This window comes from Streptomyces sp. YS-3 (assembly GCF_045257485.1).
In the GTDB taxonomy this organism is placed as follows: Bacteria; Actinomycetota; Actinomycetes; order Streptomycetales; family Streptomycetaceae; genus Streptomyces.
Map to the genome: position 1 here is coordinate 1 of NZ_JBJHPC010000848.1, position 2,193 is coordinate 2,193.

The 2,193-nt window shown below is 73.9% G+C and carries 2 protein-coding genes; both read left to right on the forward strand.

Annotated features, from left to right (window positions below; translation table 11 throughout):
• Positions 1-59 precede the first annotated feature (59 nt).
• A complete protein-coding gene (locus tag ACJA3G_RS35500; RefSeq protein ID WP_406557148.1) occupies positions 60-1,334 on the forward strand; it encodes a glycosyltransferase in 1,275 nt (424 codons plus the stop codon).
• Positions 1,331-2,193: ArnT family glycosyltransferase (locus ACJA3G_RS35505; protein ID WP_406557149.1), on the forward strand; the 863-nt coding region annotated here is incomplete at its 3' end. The genes ACJA3G_RS35500 and ACJA3G_RS35505, both read left to right, overlap by 4 nt.

The window sequence follows — 2,193 nt, forward strand, 5'->3', positions numbered from 1 at the left end:
CAGCCCGCCCACAGTCGCGCCACACAGGTGTGACAGCGGCCCTCGGGAGGGTCGGTGGCATGCGAACCGACATCTCCGTGGGCACCCTGCCGGCCCGTGAGCACCTGCCCGTCGGTGCGGCGGGCGGGCCCGTCCTCGACGTGGTGGTCCCCGTCCACAACGAGGAGAAGGACCTGGAGCCGTGTGTGCGCCGGCTCGGCGAGCACCTCGCCCGCACCTTCCCGTACGCGTTCCGGATCACCGTCGCCGACAACGCCTCCACCGACCGCACCCCCGAGGTCGCGGCGCGTCTGGCCCGGGAGATCGCGGGCGTACGCCATGTCCGGCTGGAGCAGAAGGGGCGCGGGCGGGCGCTGCGGGCCGTGTGGTCGGCCTCGGACGCGCCCGTGCTCGCGTACATGGACGTCGACCTCTCGACCGATCTCAACGCGCTGCTCCCGCTGGTCGCCCCGCTCATCTCGGGCCACTCCGACCTCGCGATCGGCTCCCGGCTCAGCCGGGCCTCGCGGGTGGTGCGCGGGCCCAAGCGGGAGTTCATCTCGCGCGCGTACAACCTGATCCTCAAGTCCTCGCTCGCGGCGCGCTTCTCGGACGCGCAGTGCGGCTTCAAGGCGATACGCCGAGAGGTGGCGGAGCGGCTGCTGCCGATGGTGGAGGACACCGGCTGGTTCTTCGACACCGAGCTGCTCGTGCTCGCCGAGCGGGCCGGGCTGCGGATCCACGAGGTGCCGGTGGACTGGGTCGACGACCCGGACTCGACCGTCCACATCGTGCGGACAGCGGCCGACGACCTCAAGGGCGTGTGGCGTATCGGGCGCGCCCTGGCCGTCGGCGCGCTCCCCCTGGACCGGCTCGCGCGCCCGTTCGGCGACGACCCGCGCGACCGCGCGATCAGCGGCGTCCCGGGCGGTCTCGCCCGGCAGCTCGTCGGCTTCTGCGTGGTCGGCGCGCTCTCCACCCTCTTCTACCTCGGCCTCTACTCGCTCTTCCGGGCCGGCACCGGCCCCCAAGTGGCCAACGCCGCCGCCCTGTTGGTCTCGGCCGTCGCCAACACCGCCGCCAACCGCCGGCTCACCTTCGGCGTACGGGGGCGGGAGCGCGCGATGCGCCACCAGGCGCAGGGGCTCGCCGTGTTCGCGATCGGGCTCGCCCTGACCAGCGGGTCCCTCGCGGCGCTGGGCGCGGCGGGCGGAGATCCCTCGCACTCCACCGAGCTGGCCGTCCTGGTGGCGGCGAACCTGGCCGCCACCGTGCTGCGCTTCCTGCTCTTCCGCGCCTGGGTCTTCCCGGACCGCGCCACCCCGTTCCCCCACCAGAAGGACGCCACCCGATGACCACGACCTCCTGTCCGGCCGACGCGCGCGAGGGGGTCGCCGCGGCCCGCCCCGGGGCCGCCGCCGTCCGGCTGTGGCGCGGGCGCCCCACCGACCCGGCCTGGGTACGCCCCGCCTTCCTCGGCCTCCTCCTGCTCACCCTCCTCGGCTACCTCTGGAACCTCAGCGCCTCCGGCTACGCCAACTCCTTCTACTCGGCGGCCGTCCAGGCGGGCGGCGAGAGCTGGAAGGCGATGTTCTTCGGCTCGCTGGACTCCGCGAACGCCATCACCGTCGACAAGCCCCCGGCCGCGCTGTGGCCGATGGCGCTCTCGGTGCGGCTCTTCGGACTCGGTTCCTGGCAGATCCTGCTGCCCGAGGTCCTGATGGGCGTCGGCACGGTGGCGGTGCTGTACGCGGCGGTGCGGCGCCGGTTCAGCCCGGCGGCGGGGCTGATCGCGGGCGCGGTGCTCGCCCTCACCCCGGTCGCCGCGCTGATGTTCCGCTTCAACAACCCGGACGCGCTGCTCGCCCTGCTGATGACCGTCACCGTCCACTGCGTGCTGCGCGCGCTGGAGGACGCGCGGACGAAGTGGCTGGTGTGGGCGGGCGTGGCCGTCGGCTTCGCGTTCCTGACCAAGACCCTCCAGGCGTTCCTGATCCTGCCGCCGCTCGCCCTGCTGTACGCGGTGTGCGCGCCGACGGCCGTGCGCAGGCGGCTCGGCCAGCTCGCCCTGGCCGGGCTCGCGGCCGTGGTGTCCGGCGGCTGGTGGGTGGCGGTGGTGGAGCTGTGGCCCGCCTCCTCGCGCCCGTACATCGGCGGCTCGCAGCACAACTCCTTCCTGGAGCTGACCTTCGGCTACAACGGACTCGGCCGGAT

Excerpts from the sequence above, each read along its gene's own strand:
- ACJA3G_RS35500 (WP_406557148.1), top strand. The coding sequence starts at position 60 with ATGCGAACCGACATCTCCGTGGGCACCCTGCCGGCCCGTGAGCACCTG.